Below are 17,248 nucleotides of genomic sequence, written 5' to 3' on the forward strand. Positions count from 1 at the left end.
GCACAGAACGCTAATTCCTCAATAACCCCTCAACGTATTCGATAAATGCCTTGGCCTTGGCACTCGGCATTCGCCCCGTCGGCAATACCGCCCACAGGTCCTTTGGCGGAAGTTCCCAATCGGTCAATACGGGCTTCACCTCACCCCTGGCCAATTCCGGCGAGAACATCCATTCGGACGTCATCGCCAGGCCGTGGTGGGCGAGCACACCTGCGCGCAAGCCTTCGGAGGAGGTGACGCGCAAGCGTCCTTGAGCGGCGATGGTGTGTTCGTGAAGGCCTTGTTTGAAGGGCCAGAGCGGGCTTTCCCCGAGGCTGTAGATCACCGCTTGGTGGTTGAGGATATCTGCCGGACTTTGTGGCTCGCCGAAACGTTCGAAGTAAGCCGGTGTACCGAACACCCGGCACGGACTTTGGCCAAGCCGGCGAGCAGTGAGGCCAGAATCACTCAGGTTGCCGATACGCAGGGCGACGTCGATGCCGTCTTCAACCAGGTTCAGGAGCCGGTCGTCGAGCAACACGTCGATGTTCAGGCCTGGATGTTGGTCCAGGAACGGTCCCAGGTTAGGAATGATCCGCATGCGGGAGAACGTCACGCCGGCGCTGACCCGCAGGTTGCCCGTCAATCCGGCGCTGGCGCCACGGGCGGCCTCGTCGGCTGCATTGGCTTCATCGATAGCCCGCTTGGCCCGTTCGAAGTACACCAGGCCCGCCTCGGTGGGGGTCAGGCCCCGTGTGGAGCGCATCACCAGTCGCACGGCCAGGCGCGCCTCCAGTTGCGCAATGCTCTTGGACACGGCGGGCTGGCCGATTCCCAGGCGTTTGGCGGCTGCGGAGAACGAGCCGGTTTCGACGACGTGGACGAAGGTTTCCATGGCACTGAGGCGGTCCATCGGGTGTTCCTGTCTGGCTTGGCGGGGTTCAAGCCTAAGACGGTGACCCGGATGTGTCATGCGTTTCCAGTGTCGAACGGGTGGGTTTTCAATATCCAGTAAAACAGCCGTCAGTCAGGCTCGCGTATTTTGTGCTTGAGTAAAGATAACTCTAGGGTTACTTTTATTCAGGCCAAGCCAAGGAGGCTCGGGTGCAAAGCAGGTTATTGATCAAGGAACTGCAAGAGGCAGGTTGGGTGCTGGATCGGGTCACGGGCAGTCATCATATTTTTACCCACCGCTATAGCCCGTACACCATCCCTGTGCCTCACCCCAAGAAGGACCTGCCGCTGGGCACCGTCAGAAGCATCAGGAAACGCGCCGGCTTGTTTCAGTTTTAAGGAGAACATTCATGCAATACCCAATCTGTATCGAATGGGGCGATGACTTCACCGCCACCGGTATCCAGATCCCCGATATCCCTGGCGCAGTCACCGCCGGGGACAGTTTTGAAGAAGCCTACAACGCCGCAGTCGAAGTCGCGCACATCATGCTGCAAGAGATTGCCGCAGAAGGCGGGCCGATTCCGATGCCGACGTCGGTGGCCAACCATCACGCGCACGAGGACTACGCCGGCATGGGCTGGGGGATGTTGGAGTTGGACATCTCGCCCTATCTGGGCAAGACCGAGAAGGTCAATGTGACTTTGCCTGGTTATGTCATCCAGCGCATCGACCGGTATGTGCGTGAGCACAAGGTCAAGAGCCGCTCCTCCTTCCTGGCGGATGCCGCGTTGGAGAAGCTGGTGCGGTCCTGAGGAAGGTTTAAGGGATATGTCCTGACTGTTGGGAAAACCGCGTAGTTGAGCGAGAGGTGCTGTTTTAGATTTTGTTTTTCTCTTACCAAAACAACGCGATGCCGCCCGGGCCTTTATGTTGTCGAGTGTTTCAATTGCAAAGGAATTCTTGGGTGTATCGCCTCGTGTTTCAGGGGCTTAGGGTGTTTCGGTTGGTATTGACTTTACGGTGGTATCGGATTTTTCAGCGTGCGAGTTTCCCTATGGGACTGCTGGCTAGCGATCAGTTGGCCGGCTCTCTTTATTGAAACCAAAGGCGATGCACAATGAATAATTATGATCTGCGAAGTATGAGTCCTCTGAACAATCTGCCGTTATCGGACCCCGGCCCGTTTGGCGCAGGGTTTGGTAACAAGCCTTCTTACACAACGGACCAGGCAGCTAAACAGCTCTCGCGGGAAAACCTGCGTTTTCATGACCGTAATGGCGATTCGAAGGTCGATGTGAATTACACGGTGGATAGCAGTTTCACCTCCCAGCAACAGCGACGCGTCCGCCAGGCGGCGCAGTCCTGGCAGGATGTGGCCAACATCAATTTCCGCGAGCAGGCAGGCGGGACCGACGGCACGCTCAACATCCGCAATAATCCACGCGGTGATCGGGGGGTTGCCACATCTCCCAATCGCTCTACTTCCAATACGACGGCCACGATTGGCACGCTGAGAGAGAGCGCGTCACCGACGTTGGGCAGCCACTTTTCGGTCACGGCCATTCATGAGATCGGTCACGCCATCGGCCTTCATCATCCGGGTCACTACAACGGCGGTACCCCCAATTACCAGACGGGTGCGGCCTACGCCGAGGATACAAAAGGGCGCACGGTCATGAGTTATTTTTCGGAGAAAAACCAGAAGGCGCACGACTTCAAGGGGCAGAACCCTTCCGCGCCGATGATGGACGATATCGCGGCTGCGCAACGCCTGTATGGGGCTAACCATCAGACCCGTAACACCGACACTACCTATGGCTTCAATTCCAATACCGAGCGGGAGGCGATGACTCTCAAAAGTGCTGCGGACAAACCGGTTTTTTGTGTCTGGGACGGCGGTGGTGTCGACACCATGGATTTCTCCGGGTTTTCCCAGGACCAGAACTTCAACCTGAACGCCGAATCGTTTTCTGATGTGGGCGGGATGAAAGGCAGCGTGTCCATTGCCAAGGGATGCACGATTGAAAACGCGATTGGCGGCGCTGGGCGAGACAATCTATCGGGGAATGAGGCGGCAAACTGGATCAAAGGCGGTGGGAAGGGCGACTCCCTGAGAGGCGGCGGCGGCGCGGACACCTTTGTCTACGACAAGGCCAGCGATTCCACGCCGACCGACCCGGACATGATCGAGGATTTCACCAGTGGTACGGATAAGATCGACGTATCAGGCGCCTTGAAGGACGCCGGTGTGAGCGGTCTGGTCTTTACTGATCGGTTCACCGGGAAAGCCGGTGAGGCGATGCTCAAGCACGATGCCAGCACGGGCCATTCCAGCCTGGCGATTGACCTCAAAGGGACGGGCAACGCGGCCCTGTTGCTCAAAAGCAAGGGGGAGATCAAACCCGCCGATGTGTTGTGGGGTGGGAAGGCGCCCGAGGTTCAGCCTTCACCGACACCGACACCAGCCCCGGCTCCCGCCCCCTTGCCAGATAAAGCGCAGGATAGCGTCGCGGGTTTGATCCAAATGTTCGCCATCTCAGTGCTGGCGTTTTTCTCACAGTTGATGAGCGCGCTGACGCCGTCATCAGATCAGGCATCCGCGAAAAAAACCCAGCCTTGAACCCATCCCTCAAGCAGTGGCAACCGTGGCCTGACGTGAAACGCTCAGGAACCGCAGCAGCGCGACCAGGGGGAACGCGCTGCCCACCAGCATCACGCCCAGCCAGCCGCCGTGTTCATACACGCTGCTGGCAATCGCCGAGCCGAAGGCGCCGCCGATGAAAATGCTGGTCATGTACAGCGCGTTCAGGCGGCTGCGGCTATTGGCGTCGAGCGCGTAGATGGCGCGCTGGCCCAGCACCATGTTCATCTGCACGCAGAAGTCCAGGACCACGCCGGTTACGGCCAGGCCAATCACGCTGTACAACGGGTGCACGAAGGCCGGCAGGAAGCTCAACGCGGCAAACAGCATGGCCAGCAACGACGCGCGGTGAGTGTGACCGGCATCGGCCAGGCGACCAGCGATGGGCGCGGCAATGGCACCCAGGGCGCCGACCAGGGCAAACAGCGCGATCTCGCTCTGGCTCAAGCCGTGGTTGCGCGCCAGTTCCAGTGGGGCAGCGGTCCAGAACAGGCTGAAGGTGGCGAACATGCAACCCTGATAGAACGCCCGTTGACGCAACACTGGTTGCTCACGCAGCAAGGTGCCGAGGGAGCGCAGCAACTGGCCGTAGGTGGCACTGTGATCGGGTTGGCGCTTGGGGATGGTGATCAGCAACACCACACTGATAAACGCCATCAACGCCGCCGCCGCCATGAACATCGCGCGCCAGCCGAAGTGGTCCGCCACCACGCTGGATACTGGCCGAGCCAACAGGATGCCAAGCAACAGGCCACCCATGATGCTGCCGACCACGCGGCCACGGGACTCGGCGGGTGCCAGGTGCGCGGCCAATGGGATCAGGATCTGCACCGACACCGAACTGAAACCGATCAGCAGCGATACCAACAGGAACAGATTCGGCTGCTCGGTGAACGCCGCACCCAACAGACTGGCGATGGCCAGTACGGTGGTGGCGATCATCAGCTTGCGGTTTTCCAGCAGGTCACCCAGCGGCACCAGGAAAAACAGGCCCAGGGCGTAACCGATCTGCGTCAAGGAGACGATCAGGCTGGCCATGGCGGGCGTGAGGCCGATGTCCGGCGCGATCAGCTCGATGATTGGTTGTGCATAGTAGATATTGGCAACGATGGCGCCGCAGCAAAACGCAAACAGCATCACCATGCTCCGGGTCATGGTGGTTGTAGCGTGGGACGTAGCGTTCATGGTGTTCTCATAAATGCGAAGGAAAGTGGGGCGAGCCTAAAGACAACACCGTAGCCCGGGTAGGCCGCTGGCAGTGATAACACTCATGCCCGGTAATGATGAGTGAATCGTTAACTTTCTGCGCGAAGGGTAATGATACATTCAGAAACAACTGTCGAAACAGGAAATCCCATGAAGATCACGTTGAACAAGATGCTCCTGGCTTCCACCCTGGCCGCCGCGATGGCCGTAGGCCTGGCCCAGGCTGCCGAGGCACCCCGCGTGGGCGTGCGCGGCGCCATTACCGCGATGGAAGGCGATGCGATGCACGTCAAGGTCAACAGCGGCGAAGACGTCATCGTGCACCTGACCCCAAGCACTCAAGTGCGCGCGGTCACCCTGGCCAAGATCGATGAGATCAAGCCGGGCAGCTACATCGGCTCCGCCGCCATGCCCAACGCCGATGGCACCCTGACCGCGCTGGAAGTGCACGTCTTCCCACCGGCCATGGCCGGCACGGGCGACGGGCATCGCGCGTTTGACTTGAAAGAAGGCAGCAGCATGACCAACGGCACCGTCGGCGACTTGGTCGTCAGCAACGGGCGCACCTTGACCGTGAAGTACAAAGGTGGCGAGCAGAAGATCGTGGTGCCGGACGATGTGCCGATCGTCAACCTGGAACCGGGGGATCGCAGTTTGCTCAAGGCGGGGGTGAAGGTGGTGTTGTTTGCGGCGCAGGGGGCGGATGGGACCATCACTGCCCAAGCGATTTCGGCGGGTAAGGATGGCGTGACACCGCCGATGTAACGCAAAAATTGTAGGAGCCGGCTTGCCGGCGATGAGGCCAGCGGCAGCACCGCCAGCCTCACGATTGAATCGCCGGCAAGCCGGCTCCTACAAGGGGTGGTTCAGTTATTGACCGGAGTAGATCTGGTCGAAAATGCCACCATCATTGAAGTGAGTCTTCTGCACGGTGCGCCAGTCACCAAAGGTCTTCTCTACCGACAGGAAGTCGACTTTGGGGAAGCGGTCGGTGTACTTGGCCAGCACTTTCGGGTCACGCGGACGCAGGTAGTTGTTGGCCGCGATTTCCTGGCCTTCCGCCGACCACAGGTACTTCAGGTAGTCTTCGGCGGCCACGCGGGTGCCTTTCTTCTCGACCACCTTGTCGACCACCGACACCGGCGGCTCGGCTTCGGCGGAAACACTTGGGTAGATCACTTCGAACTGATCACGGCCGAATTCACGGGCGATCATTTCCGCTTCGTTCTCGAAGGTCACCAGCACGTCGCCGATCTGGTTGGTCATGAAGGTGGTGGTCGCCGCACGGCCGCCGGTATCCAGCACCGGGGCCTGTTTGAAGAGCTTGCCGACAAAGGCCTTGGCCTTGTTTTCGTCGCCGCCGTTCTTCAGCACATAGCCCCAGGCCGACAGGTAGGTGTAGCGGCCGTTACCCGAGGTTTTCGGGTTGGGCACGATCACTTGCACGCCGTCTTTCAACAGATCCGGCCAGTCCTTCAGGGCTTTCGGGTTGCCTTTGCGCACGATGAATACCGTGGCGGAGGTGAACGGCGCGCTGTTGTTCGGCAGGCGGGTGACCCAGTTGTCCGGCACCAGCTTGCCGTTGTCGACCAAGGCGTTGATGTCAGTGGCCATGTTCATGGTGATCACGTCAGCCGGCAGGCCGTCGATCACCGAGCGCGCCTGTTTGCTGGAACCACCGAAGGACATCTGTAGGGTCAGCTTGTCGTTCGGGTGCTCGGCTTCCCAGTGTTTCTGGAACGCGGCGTTGTAGTCCTTGTAGAAATCGCGCATCACGTCGTAGGAGACGTTGAGCAGTGTGACGGGGGCGGCCTGGACGGCGCCCGCCAGGGCAAGGCCGGCGGCCAGGAGGGAGGCGCTAACGAGTTTTTTCACTGCTCATTCCTTGTTGTTCGAGAAGGTGGTCGATTGAGTAGGGGCAATTTGCCAGCGACTATAGCGGGCGCCGCATAGACGTTTAAAGATTAAAACGTACTTTGCTTATTCCACTTTACGGAAAAGGTTACTCCCGCACCGCGAGCAGAAGGCGGCATTCGGTTCATGGCTGTTCTTCTTGCACACCGGGCAATCATGTTGCAGTTGCTCACCCCGCATGGCGCTGGCCAACTCGGCGGTGAAAATCCCGGTGGGTACGGCAATGATCGAATAACCGGTGATCATCACCAGCGACGAAATCACCTGGCCCAGCGGCGTCTTCGGCACGATATCGCCAAAGCCCACAGTGGTCAGGGTCACGATGGCCCAGTAGATACCTTTCGGAATGCTGGTAAAGCCGTGCTCCGGGCCTTCGATCACGTACATCAAGGTGCCGAACACCGTGACCAGCGTGCACACGCTGACCAGGAACACCACGATCTTCTGCTTGCTGCCCCGCAGCGCCGCCATCAGGTAGTTGGCCTGCTTGAGGTACGGGCTGAGCTTGAGCACGCGGAAGATCCGCAGCATACGGATGATGCGGATGATCAGCAGGTACTGCGCGTCGCTGTAATACAACGCGAGGATGCCGGGCACGATGGCCAGCAAGTCCACCAGCCCATAAAAGCTGAAGGCGTAGCGCAACGGCTTGGGCGAACAATACAGCCGCAGCCCGTATTCGATCAGGAAGACGAGGGTGAAGCCCCATTCGATGTAGGCCAGTACATCGGCATAGTTCTGGTGGATCTGGTCGATGCTGTCGAGCATCACGATCACCAGGCTGGCCAGGATGATCAGCAACAGGATGCCGTCAAAGCGCCGCCCGGCCGTGGTGTCACTCTGGAAAATCATGACGTAGAGCCGCTGGCGCCAGTCGTTGCTGCTGTCCATAAATCTCGCCTGAATCGAATATCGAGCAAGCCTAGGGGGATTCGAAGGGACTGTCCATGTGGGGTTTACGCAGCACCCGAGCGCCTGCACGCACCAGCCAGCAGGCGAGGATGAACGGCGCGGTCAGCGCGGGCAGGTGCAGGGCGGCAAAGCCCGGTGTGAGGATGATCGCCAGCAGGATGCCGAGCAGAGGTAGCCAGGGCTGGCGACGTACCTGGCTCAACGCCACGGCAGCCAGCGCAGGGTTGTAGCTGTGCAGGCCGAGGAGGGCGCTGGCGGGTTCGTCCAGCCACAGCGCAATCAGCACGCCGACACTGGCACCGATCAAAGCCCAGGTGGCGGCGCGGCGGTTGGCCAGCCACAGGCCGAGCGCAATCAGCGCGCCCGACACCGGCTGATCCAACAGCATGATTTGCGCGAGGCCGGTAAAAGGTGCGGTGAGGATGGCCAGAGTGTCGGGTTCGCTCAGGGCAACGGTACTCTCCGGCACCGTGCCCAGCAGCAACCAACCCAGGCCGACAAAAGGTGCGGTATAGGCCGGCAAATCATTGGGCTGGCTGGCGCGTTTCAACCATTGGCGCGTCAGGATCGCACTCAAGCCGCCGCACGCCAGGATCAACGGCGGCAGCAAGGCTGACCAGGCAAAGTGCTGGCTGATCAACAAACCCAGCAGCACGCCGTTATAGCTATACAGCCCGGCCTGGCGCTCGGTCTTGGGATAACCGCGACGCTGGGCCGTGAGCAACCCCGCCACGCCACCGAGCAGCGCGCCGCCGAGCAGGCTGGGTGCGCCGATCAGGATGGCCAGCAGGCACAGCAGGCCACACAGCGGCTGGCGCTGCAGGAATATTTGGCTGAAGCCGTTGAGCAGGGCTTCAGCCCAGTCGGGGCAGGTGGGGTTGTGCATGGTGGGTATTCAGTGAGACCGAGTTGTCCCCTTCGCGAGCAAGCCCGCTCCCACATTTGACCGAGTCGTCATGTCGAACCGTGATCGAAATGTGGGAGCGGGCTTGCTCGCGAAGAGGCCCTTACAGGCGCTAGATCAACGTCTCTATACGCAAAGAGTTGGTCGACCCCGGCTGCCCAAACGGCACCCCCGCCGTAATCACCAACGTATCCCCACGCTCCGCCATCCCCTGCGCCTGGGCAATCTCCAGCGCCGTGGAGCACACCTCATCCACCTGACGCAGCCGGTCATTGACCACCGAATGCACGCCCCACGCCACGCTCAACCGCCGGGCCGTGGACAGGTTGGGCGTGAGGTTGAGGATCGGCGCCACCGGCCGTTCCCGCGCCGCGCGCAGGCTGGAGCTGCCCGACTCGCTGTAGTTCACCAGCACCGCCACCGGCAGAATGCTGCTGATACGGCGGATCGCGCAGCTGATGGCGTCCGATACCGTCGCATCCGCCTTCGGTCGGCTGACATCCAACTGCGCCTGGTAATCCGGGCCGTTTTCCACCTGGCGGATGATCTTGCTCATCATCTGTACGGCTTCCAGCGGGTACTCGCCAGAGGCGGTTTCCGCCGACAGCATCACCGCGTCCGCGCCTTCGGCCACGGCATTGGCGACATCGGTGACTTCGGCGCGGGTTGGTGCCGGCGAGAAGCGCATCGACTCCAGCATCTGCGTCGCCACCACCACCGGTTTACCCAGTTGGCGGCAGGTGCTGATGATGTCCTTCTGGATCTGCGGCACGCTCTCGGCGGGCACTTCCACGCCCAGGTCGCCTCTTGCAACCATGATCGCGTCGCTCAGTTCGGCGATTTCCTGCAGGCGCTGCACGGCCGAGGGTTTCTCGATCTTGGCCATGAGGAACGCCTTGTCGCCGATCAGCTCGCGGGCTTCGCGAATGTCTTCCGGGCGCTGCACGAACGACAGCGCCACCCAGTCCACACCCAGTTCCAGGCCGAAGCTCAGGTCGCGCCGATCCTTGGCGGTCAGTGGGCTCAGTTCCAGCAGTGCTTGTGGGACGTTCACGCCTTTGCGGTCCGACAATTCACCGCCATTGAGCACGGTGGTGTCGATGGCGTCGGCATGTTTGGTGATCACCCGCAGGCGCAGCTTGCCATCGTCCAGCAGCAGGTCCATGCCGGGTTCCAGCGCCGCGATGATTTCCGGGTGGGGCAGGTTGACCCGACGCTGATCGCCCGGTGTTTCGTCCAGGTCCAGGCGCAACGCCTGGCCGCGCACCAGTTGTACCTTGCCCTCGGCAAAACGCCCGACGCGCAGCTTCGGCCCTTGCAAGTCCATGAGGATGCCCAGTGGGTAATTCAGCTGGCGCTCGACCTGGCGAATCCATTGGTAGCGTTGGGCATGGTCGGCGTGGTCGCCGTGGCTGAAATTGAGCCGGAAGATGTTTACCCCGGCTTCCACCAGCTCGCGGATGTCGTCGATACCGTCGGTGGCCGGGCCCAGGGTGGCGAGGATTTTGACCTTCTTGTCAGGCGTCATGTTTGGCAGTCTCAAGGATCAGGATGGCGCGGAAGTCGTTGACGTTGGTGCGCGTGGGCTCGGTGATGATCAAGCCGTCGAGGGCGGCGAAATAGCCGTAGCCGTTGTTGTTATCCAACTCATCGCTGGCCGACAGTCCGAGAGCCTCGGCGCGCGAATAGCTGCACGGCGTCATGATCGCGCCGGCGTTGTCTTCCGAGCCGTCGATACCGTCGGTGTCACCGGCCAGCGCGTACACGCCGGGCAGGCCCTTGAGGCTGTCGGTGAGGCTCAACAGGAATTCCGCATTGCGCCCGCCACGGCCATTGCCGCGCACGGTCACGGTGGTTTCGCCGCCGGAGAGGATCACGCACGGCGCCGCCAAGGGCTGGCCGTGTTGCACGATCTGTCGGGCGATACCGGCGTGTACCTTGGCCACGTCCCGTGCTTCGCCTTCGAGGTCGCCGAGGATCAACGGACTGAAACCGGCCTGGCGGACTTTTACCGCCACCGCTTCGAGGGATTGCTGGGGGCGGGCGATCAATTGGAAGTGGCTGCGGGCGAGCACCGGGTCGCCGGGCTTGACGGTTTCCGAGGCCGGGTTCTGCAACCAACTGCGCACCGAGGCGGGGATGTCGATGTTGTAACGCTTCAGGATCGCCAGCGCCTGTTGCGACGTGCTCGGGTCGCCGACCGTGGGGCCGGAGGCGATCACCGTGGCCTGGTCGCCGGGCACATCGGAAATCGCGTAGGTGTAGACCGTGGCGGGCCATGCCGCTTTCGCCAGTCGACCTCCCTTGATGGCCGAAAGGTGCTTGCGCACGCAATTCATCTCGCCGATGGTCGCGCCGGATTTGAGCAGGGCTTTGTTAATGGCCTGTTTGTCGGCCAGGGTGATGCCTTCGGCGGGCAGCGCCAGCAGCGCAGAGCCACCACCGGACAACAGGAAGATTACGCGGTCGTCTTCCGTCAGGTTGCTGATCAGCGCGAGTACGCGCTGGGCCACGGCCAGGCCGGCAGCGTCGGGCACTGGGTGAGCGGCTTCGACCACTTCGATTGTCTTGCACGGCGCGCCGTGGCCGTAGCGGGTGACGACCAGGCCGGTAACTTCGCCCTGCCAGACGTTTTCCACGACCAGCGCCATGGCGGCGGCGGCTTTGCCGGCACCGATCACGATCACACGGCCGCTGCGGTCAGCGGGCAGGTAGGGTTCAAGGACTTGCCGGGGGTGGGCAGCGTCGATGGCTGTGGCAAACAGCTCGCGAAGCAGATGTTGCGGATCGACCGACATAAGCGGGCTCCCGGGGAATTCTTATTATTGGAGGTATGAACACCTGTAGGAGCGAGCTTGCTCGCGAAAATCGTCAACGATAACGCTGGCAAGCTGGGTGAACGTGGCGCCTATGCGTTTTTCGCGAGCAAGCTCGCTCCTACAGGTGGGGTGTCGCGGGTTTATTTATCGCGAATCGAGAAATTCGCCATATGTTCCAGGCCCTTGATCAGCGCCGAGTGGTCCCAGTTGCCGCCGCCAATCGCGGTGCACGTACTGAACACCTGCTGCGTACCGGCGGTGTTCGGCAGGTTGATCCCCAGTTCCTTGGCACCGGCCAGCGCCAGGTTGAGGTCCTTCTGGTGCAGGTTGATGCGGAAGCCCGGGTCAAAAGTGCCCTTGATCATGCGCTCGCCATGCACTTCGAGGATTTTCGACGAAGCAAACCCCCCCATTAGCGCTTCACGCACCTTGGCTGGGTCGGCGCCGTTCTTGGAGGCGAACAGCAGTGCTTCCGCCACCGCCTGGATGTTCAGCGCGACGATGATCTGGTTGGCGACCTTGGCGGTCTGGCCATCGCCATTGCCGCCCACCAACGTGATGTTCTTGCCCATGGCCTGGAACAACGGCAGCGCGCGTTCGAAGGTCTGCGGCTCGCCACCGATCATGATGCTCAGGGTGCCAGCCTTGGCGCCGACTTCACCACCGGACACAGGTGCATCCAGGTACTGCGCGCCGGTCTCGTTGATCTTCGCGGCGAAGGCCTTGGTGGCGGTGGGGGAGATCGAACTCATGTCGATCACCACTTTGTTTGGCGACAGGCCGGCTGCGACACCGTCTTTGCGGAACAGTACGTCGTCGACCTGCGGGGTGTCCGGCACCATCACGATGATGAACTCGGCTTCCTGCGCAACCTGCTGCGGGTTGGCCAGAGCCACCGCGCCAGCGTCGAGCAGCGCTTGCGGCGCCTTGCCATGGTGTTCGGAGAGGAACAGTTGGTGACCTGCTTTCTGCAGGTTGGCGGCCATGGGTTGGCCCATGATGCCGGTGCCGATAAATCCGATTTTAGCCATGATCAATTCCTCTTTTTATTCGATGGGCAGACCTGACCCGGTCAGCCAGACACAGGAGGTCTAAATGTGGGAGCGGGCTTGCTCGCGAAGGTCTTTCATTCAACAGGTGCGTCGACTGATACACCGCTTTCGCGAGCAAGCCCGCTCCCACATAGGGGTTGTGGGGCGTTGGTTAGAGGGCGTTATGGGTTTTGAGCCAGCCCAGACCCGCTTCGGTAGTGGTCAGCGGCTTGTACTCGCAGCCGACCCAACCTTGGTAACCGATGCGGTCCAGGTGTTCGAACAGGAAGCGGTAGTTGATCTCACCGGTACCCGGCTCGTTGCGCCCCGGGTTGTCCGCCAGCTGGACGTGGTTGATCTCACCCAGGTGCGCGGCCATGGTGCGGGCCAGGTCGCCTTCCATGATTTGCATGTGATAGATGTCGTACTGCAGGAACAGGTTGGCGCTGCCCACCTGTTCCCGAATCGACAGGGCTTGCGCCGTGTTGTTCAGGTAGAAGCCTGGGATGTCGCGGGTGTTGATCGCTTCCATCACCAGCTTGATGCCCACGGCTTGCAGTTTTTCAGCGGCGTACTTGAGGTTGGCGACGAAGGTTTTTTCCAGGGTTTCGTCGTCAACACCTTGTGGCCGGATACCCGCCAGGCAGTTGATCTGGGTATTGCCCAGCACTTGTGCATAGGCGATGGCCAGCTTGACCCCGGCACGGAATTCCTCGACCCGGTCCGGGTGGCAGGCCAGGCCGCGTTCGCCCTTGGCCCAGTCACCGGCCGGCAGGTTGAACAGCACCTGGGTCAAGCCGTTGGCGTCGAGTTGCGCCTTGATTTCGGCAGAGCTGAATTCATAGGGGAACAGGTACTCGACGCCTTGGAAGCCAGCATCGGCGGCCGCTTTGAAACGGGCAAGAAAGTCCTGTTCGGTAAACAGCATGGACAGGTTGGCGGCGAAACGCGGCATAGGGTTCTCCTTAATCGAGCAGGGAAATGGCAGTCGGCGCATCGTTGCCGACCAGTGCCAGATCTTCGAATTCATTGACGGCGTTGATCTCGGTGCCCATCGAAATATTGGTCACGCGCTCCAGAATAATCTCAACGATCACCGGAACCTTGAATTCTTCGATCATTTCCTCGGCGCGGCGCAGGGCCGGCGCGATCTGGCTTGGCTCGAACACACGCAAGGCCTTGCAACCCAGGCCTTCGGCGACGGCCACGTGGTCCACGCCATAGCCGTTGAGTTCCGGCGCATTGAGGTTGTCGAAGGACAGCTGCACGCAGTAGTCCATTTCAAACCCGCGCTGAGCCTGGCGGATCAGGCCGAGGTAGGAGTTGTTCACCACCACGTGGATGTACGGCAGCTTGAACTGTGCGCCCACCGCCAGTTCTTCGATCATGAACTGGAAGTCGTAGTCGCCGGACAGCGCCACCACTTTGCGGCTCGGGTCAGCCTTGACCACGCCGAGTGCTGCCGGAATGGTCCAACCCAACGGGCCAGCCTGGCCGCAGTTGATCCAATGGCGCGGCTTGTACACATGCAGGAACTGCGCGCCGGCAATCTGCGACAGGCCGATGGTGCTGACGTAGCAAGTGTCTTTGCCGAACACCTGGTTCATTTCTTCATACACGCGCTGTGGCTTGACCGGCACGTTGTCGAAGTGAGTCTTGCGGTGCAGGGTGGCTTTGCGCTGCTGGCAGTCATTGAGCCAGGCGCTGCGGTCCTTGAGCTTGCCGGCGGCTTTCCACTCGCGGGCCACTTCAATAAACATAGTCAGCGCGGAACCGGCGTCGGACACGATACCCAGATCCGGGGTAAAGACGCGGCCAATCTGGGTCGGCTCGATGTCGACGTGGATGAACTTGCGACCCTCGGTGTACACCTCGACCGAACCAGTATGGCGGTTGGCCCAACGGTTACCGATGCCCAGCACCACGTCCGACTTGAGCATCGTCGCGTTGCCATAACGGTGGGACGTCTGCAGACCGACCATGCCGACCATCTGTGGGTGATCGTCCGGGATGGTGCCCCAGCCCATCAGGGTCGGGATCACCGGGATGCCGGTCAGTTCAGCAAACTCCACCAGCAACTCGCTGGCGTCGGCATTGATCACGCCGCCACCGCTCACCAACAGTGGGCGCTCGGCCTGGTCCAGCAGCGCCAGGGCTTTTTCCACCTGCACGCGGGTGGCCAGTGGCTTGGCCAGGGGCAGGGGTTGGTAGGCGTCGATGTCGAATTCAATCTCGGCCATCTGCACGTCGAACGGCAGGTCGATCAACACCGGGCCTGGGCGGCCGGAGCGCATTTCATAGAAGGCTTTCTGGAAGGCGTACGGCACTTGGCCAGGCTCCAGCACGGTGGTCGCCCACTTGGTCACCGGCTTGACGATGCTGGTGATGTCCACGGCCTGGAAGTCTTCCTTGTGCATCCGGGCGCGGGGCGCTTGACCGGTGATGCACAGGATCGGGATCGAGTCGGCCGAGGCGCTGTACAGGCCGGTGACCATGTCAGTGCCTGCCGGGCCCGAGGTACCGATGCACACGCCGATATTGCCGGCCTTGGTGCGGGTGTAACCCTCGGCCATGTGGGAGGCGCCTTCAACGTGGCGAGCAAGGACGTGATCGATGCCACCCACTTTCTGCAAGGCCGAATACAGCGGGTTGATCGCGGCGCCTGGGATACCGAAGGCGGTGTCCACACCTTCGCGACGCATCACCAGGACAGCGGCTTCGATTGCTCTCATTTTGCTCATGATATTGGTGCCTCTTGCGTTTTGTAATTGTATACAAGTGGTGTCTGGTCAAAGTGTATTCACGGCGAGCGGCGTAGGTCAATGCATTTTATAAACTGGCCTTTGCGTTCGTCGGAACCGCTTTTTTCGACGTATGGAGCCTTTGTGCGAAAATATTGTATACAAAATTAAAAGTCATTGTGTTCTATTTGTTTGATCGAGCATCTGATCATTCAGACCTCCATCGCTTTCCCAATAACAAAAGAAGGACGGCACCATGAGCGCTTTAACCTTGAAACTCGCCACCCAACTGGCCAGCCAGGCCCTCAGTGCAGGGCGCACCATCTGCGCTGCACCGCTGACCATCGCCGTGCTCGACAGCGGCGGCCACTTGGTCACCCTGCAACGCGAAGACGGCGCCAGCCTGCTGCGACCGCAAATCGCCATCGGCAAGGCCTGGGGCGCAATTGCGTTGGGCAAGGGCTCACGCCTGCTGGCGCTGGACGCGCAGCAGCGACCGGCGTTTATCGCGGCGTTGAACAGTTTGGGGCAGGGCAGCGTCGTGCCTGCGCCGGGTGGCGTGTTGATTCGGAGTCAGGAGGGCGTGGTGCTGGGGGCGATCGGGATCAGCGGGGATACGTCGGACATTGATGAGCAGTGTGCGATCACGGCGATCGAAGGGGTGGGGTTGATGGCGGATGCGGGGGTGTCGGCCTAGTTTTTTGCTGGTCTGTCGGGCCTCATCGCGGGCAAGCCCGCTCCCACATTGGTCGGTGCAAACACCATCAAACCCTGTGGGAGCGGGCTTGCCCGCGATGCAGACGACTCGGTTTCAAGTCAAAGCCAAATAGCATCCCACAGCGGGTAGTCGCCAAATTTTTTTACCAGTCCAGCTCTCAAGGGATTGGCCACAATGTATCGTGCGATCCCTTCAAGACTCTCTTCACGGCGCACTGCATGGTCGTGAAAACCGGGCTGCCAGAGCCTGCCCTGACGCCCAGCTACTGCATTCACCACGCGAGTACTTTTGGACTTCACTTGGCGCATCAAATCAGCAAGTGAGCCTTTCTCCAGCGAAATGAGCCAGTGAAAATGATCGGGCATCACTACCCAAGCAAGGGAAGTGGCCAGACCTTGATGCTGTGCGATCCTGAACTGCTGTACGACCAGCCGACCCAGTTTGAAATCACTGAATATAGGCAGCCGGTCAAGAGTGTTAGTAGTAAGTAAATAGATGCGGTTGGGTTCGTCGTAGCGACCGAGACGCAGACGATTTGAAGCAGGTAGATCAGGCATTCCTTGGCCTCTCTTCAGGTGGTGTCCTGAGAGGCTAGATCTCGATGGCTGATGCTGATTGGCAGGCTTTTGGCAGGATGTGTCTGGGAAGGCGCTATCGCGGGCAAGCCCGCTCCCACAGGAGGTTTGCGGTGTGCTTACATTTTGTGTAAGACGCACGAACCTGTGGGAGCTGGCTTGCCTGCGATAGCTTCACTCGGTCTTTCAGTCCGGCTCACAACCTTTAAGCACCAACCGAATAATGGTCTGCGCCGCCGCTTCATAATCCGCCTCATCCAACTTGGCCTTCCCGGTCACCGCTGAGATCTGCCAGTCAAAATCCGCATAGGTCTGCGTGGCCGCCCAGATACTGAACATCAGGTGGTTGGGGTCAATCGCCGCGATCAGGCCGCGATCTACCCAGTTCTGGATGCACGTGATGTTGTGCTTGGCCTGGGCGTTGAGCTGTTCAACCTGGTCCGCGCTGAGGTGCGGGGCGCCGTGCATGATTTCGCTGGCGAAGACTTTGGACGCAAACGGCAGGTCGCGGGAGATGCGGATTTTCGAGCGAATGTAGTTGCTCAGTACCACCGAGGGTTCGCCATCCGGATTGAACGGCGTGGAAGCGGCCAGGATCGGCTCGATAATGCTTTCAAGCACCTCGCGGTAGAGGTTGTCCTTGGACTTGAAGTAGTAATAGACGTTGGGCTTGGGCAGCCCGGCCTTGGCGGCGATATCGCTGGTTTTGGTCGCGGCGAAGCCCTTGTCGGCAAACTCCTCGCTGGCCGCCCGCAGGATCTTTTCTTTGTTGCGCTCGCGAATGGTGCTCATAAACCTGGAGTTTCCTTGCCAAGACTGGCGGTTGCGCATGGTAGCACCGGCCATCCGCGAGCCTCAACAATCTGCCCGCAGGGCCTTGCGCCGCGCTATGCTCGCGTCATCCCACTCTT

At 60.6% G+C, this 17,248-nt stretch carries 17 protein-coding genes; 5 read left to right on the plus strand and 12 right to left on the minus strand.

Translation table 11 applies throughout. The annotated features are described in order from the left end of the window. Positions 1 to 10: 10 nt before the first annotated feature. Positions 11 to 892, minus strand: a complete 882-nt coding sequence (locus HX793_RS25960; protein ID WP_177051366.1) for a LysR family transcriptional regulator — start codon at positions 890 to 892, stop codon at positions 11 to 13. A gap of 191 nt (positions 893 to 1,083) precedes the next feature. Here HX793_RS25960 and HX793_RS25965 point away from each other — a divergent pair, with 191 nt between their 5' ends. The 3 genes from HX793_RS25965 to HX793_RS25975 all read left to right on the plus strand — a co-directional run bounded on the left by HX793_RS25965 (position 1,084) and on the right by HX793_RS25975 (position 3,496). After that, positions 1,084 to 1,272, plus strand: coding sequence for a type II toxin-antitoxin system HicA family toxin (locus HX793_RS25965; protein WP_016978508.1), 189 nt, complete (start codon positions 1,084 to 1,086; stop codon positions 1,270 to 1,272). An 11-nt stretch (positions 1,273 to 1,283) separates the two neighbouring features. Beyond that, positions 1,284 to 1,688 (plus strand): type II toxin-antitoxin system HicB family antitoxin, encoded by a 405-nt coding sequence (locus tag HX793_RS25970; RefSeq protein WP_016978509.1) that lies wholly within the window; start codon positions 1,284 to 1,286, stop codon positions 1,686 to 1,688. A gap of 305 nt (positions 1,689 to 1,993) precedes the next feature. Beyond that, positions 1,994 to 3,496, plus strand: a complete 1,503-nt coding sequence (locus tag HX793_RS25975; RefSeq protein ID WP_177095860.1) for a M10 family metallopeptidase C-terminal domain-containing protein — start codon at positions 1,994 to 1,996, stop codon at positions 3,494 to 3,496. 9 nt (positions 3,497 to 3,505) lie between these two features. Here HX793_RS25975 and HX793_RS25980 read toward each other — a convergent pair whose 3' ends face one another. Continuing rightward, entirely contained in the window at positions 3,506 to 4,702 is a 1,197-nt protein-coding gene (locus tag HX793_RS25980) for an MFS transporter (RefSeq protein ID WP_177051370.1), read from the minus strand. Positions 4,703 to 4,873: 171 nt separating this feature from the next. On the opposite strand from HX793_RS25980, the gene HX793_RS25985 reads away from it, so the two are divergent. Next, positions 4,874 to 5,488, plus strand: coding sequence for a DUF5666 domain-containing protein (locus HX793_RS25985; RefSeq protein ID WP_177051372.1), 615 nt, complete (start codon positions 4,874 to 4,876; stop codon positions 5,486 to 5,488). 105 nt (positions 5,489 to 5,593) lie between these two features. Here the strand turns inward: HX793_RS25985 and HX793_RS25990 are convergent, their stop codons facing one another. The 8 genes from HX793_RS25990 to gcl all read right to left on the minus strand — a co-directional run bounded on the left by HX793_RS25990 (position 5,594) and on the right by gcl (position 15,044). Further along, positions 5,594 to 6,598, minus strand: coding sequence for a sulfate ABC transporter substrate-binding protein (locus HX793_RS25990; protein WP_177051374.1), 1,005 nt, complete (start codon positions 6,596 to 6,598; stop codon positions 5,594 to 5,596). Positions 6,599 to 6,703: 105 nt separating this feature from the next. Then, positions 6,704 to 7,528, minus strand: coding sequence for an ion transporter (locus tag HX793_RS25995; RefSeq protein ID WP_177051375.1), 825 nt, complete (start codon positions 7,526 to 7,528; stop codon positions 6,704 to 6,706). 31 nt (positions 7,529 to 7,559) lie between these two features. Then, positions 7,560 to 8,435, minus strand: coding sequence for an urea transporter (locus tag HX793_RS26000; RefSeq protein ID WP_177051376.1), 876 nt, complete (start codon positions 8,433 to 8,435; stop codon positions 7,560 to 7,562). A 130-nt stretch (positions 8,436 to 8,565) separates the two neighbouring features. Next, positions 8,566 to 9,981: a pyruvate kinase gene (pyk, locus tag HX793_RS26005; protein WP_016979579.1), complete on the minus strand. Its 1,416-nt coding sequence runs from the start codon at positions 9,979 to 9,981 to the stop codon at positions 8,566 to 8,568. After that, positions 9,971 to 11,251: a glycerate kinase type-2 family protein gene (locus HX793_RS26010; protein WP_177051377.1), complete on the minus strand. Its 1,281-nt coding sequence runs from the start codon at positions 11,249 to 11,251 to the stop codon at positions 9,971 to 9,973. The genes pyk and HX793_RS26010 overlap by 11 nt, the downstream gene beginning before the upstream one ends. Before the next feature lie 161 nt (positions 11,252 to 11,412). Then, the gene (locus HX793_RS26015) at positions 11,413 to 12,303 is read right to left on the minus strand and encodes a 2-hydroxy-3-oxopropionate reductase (RefSeq protein WP_177095859.1); all 891 of its coding nucleotides are present in this window, start codon (positions 12,301 to 12,303) and stop codon (positions 11,413 to 11,415) included. A 172-nt stretch (positions 12,304 to 12,475) separates the two neighbouring features. Beyond that, positions 12,476 to 13,258, minus strand: coding sequence for a hydroxypyruvate isomerase (gene hyi, locus HX793_RS26020; protein WP_177051378.1), 783 nt, complete (start codon positions 13,256 to 13,258; stop codon positions 12,476 to 12,478). A 10-nt stretch (positions 13,259 to 13,268) separates the two neighbouring features. Beyond that, positions 13,269 to 15,044 (minus strand): glyoxylate carboligase, encoded by a 1,776-nt coding sequence (gcl, locus tag HX793_RS26025; protein WP_016979576.1) that lies wholly within the window; start codon positions 15,042 to 15,044, stop codon positions 13,269 to 13,271. Positions 15,045 to 15,300: 256 nt separating this feature from the next. Here gcl and HX793_RS26030 point away from each other — a divergent pair, with 256 nt between their 5' ends. Then, positions 15,301 to 15,741 (plus strand): GlcG/HbpS family heme-binding protein, encoded by a 441-nt coding sequence (locus tag HX793_RS26030; RefSeq protein ID WP_177060055.1) that lies wholly within the window; start codon positions 15,301 to 15,303, stop codon positions 15,739 to 15,741. 119 nt (positions 15,742 to 15,860) lie between these two features. On the opposite strand, the gene HX793_RS26035 is transcribed toward HX793_RS26030, so the two are convergent. Next, positions 15,861 to 16,319 carry an REP-associated tyrosine transposase gene (locus tag HX793_RS26035; protein WP_016979574.1) on the minus strand — a complete coding sequence of 153 codons (459 nt, stop codon included), beginning with the start codon at positions 16,317 to 16,319 and terminating at the stop codon, positions 15,861 to 15,863. 204 nt (positions 16,320 to 16,523) lie between these two features. After that, a complete protein-coding gene (locus tag HX793_RS26040) occupies positions 16,524 to 17,129 on the minus strand; it encodes a TetR/AcrR family transcriptional regulator (RefSeq protein WP_016979573.1) in 606 nt (201 codons plus the stop codon). Between the last annotated feature and the right edge of the window lie 119 nt (positions 17,130 to 17,248).

The sequence above is a fragment of the Pseudomonas reactans genome (genome assembly GCF_013387025.1).
Taxonomy (GTDB): domain Bacteria; phylum Pseudomonadota; class Gammaproteobacteria; order Pseudomonadales; family Pseudomonadaceae; genus Aquipseudomonas; species Aquipseudomonas reactans.